This is a genomic window from Mycobacterium sp. SP-6446, assembly GCF_001954045.1.
Lineage (GTDB): Bacteria > Actinomycetota > Actinomycetes > Mycobacteriales > Mycobacteriaceae > Mycobacterium.
On record NZ_MBEM01000216.1, the window covers coordinates 1 to 661 of the forward strand.

Sequence of the window (661 nt, forward strand, 5' to 3'; positions counted from 1 at the left end):
GCTGGCAGTGTTAGCTCGGCGTTCGTTGCTCGAATGCCCGTGTGACCGCCGAGGCTTTGACCTAAGGCGTCGGCGAAGTCCGTGCAACGAGCGAATCGGTCACCCGGATTTTTCGCCAAAGCCAGCGCAAGGACCTCGTCGAGGCCTGCCAATTCGGGTCGGATGACGCTGATTCGGGGGGGCGGGCTCGTGAGGTGTGAACTGATGATAGCTACGGGATTATCGCTAGGGAAAAGGGTTGTGCCAGTAAGAAGGTGATAAGCGGTGGCGGCTAACGCGTACTGATCGGCCCGTCCATCGATGTGGCCGCCCAACAACTGTTCGGGCGCCGCATAGGCTGCTGTACCGACCGTCATATTTGTCTGTGTGAGACCACTGATCTCGTCCCGATTGCGTGCAATACCGAAGTCGGTCAGCAGCGTTCGGGTACGGCCCTGGTCGTCAGGGCTGGTGATCATTATGTTGGACGGTTTGACGTCGCGGTGCAGCAGTCCATGATGATGCGCGTCGTCAAGGGCATCGGCGATCGCAGCGACAATTTCAGCCACCCATTGGGCGGGCATGCCCGCGACATAGCGCTCGGCCAGCAAGCGCGCGCAGTCGGCGCCGTCCACATAGTCCATCGACATCCACAGCTGGCCGTCACAGTCGCCGCGGTCAT

General features: G+C 60.8%; 1 protein-coding gene. It reads right to left on the reverse strand.

Features of this window, described 5'->3' with window-relative positions:
- The coding region (locus A5736_RS19400) for a serine/threonine-protein kinase (protein WP_139333438.1) at positions 1 to 661 on the reverse strand (661 nt) is incomplete at both ends.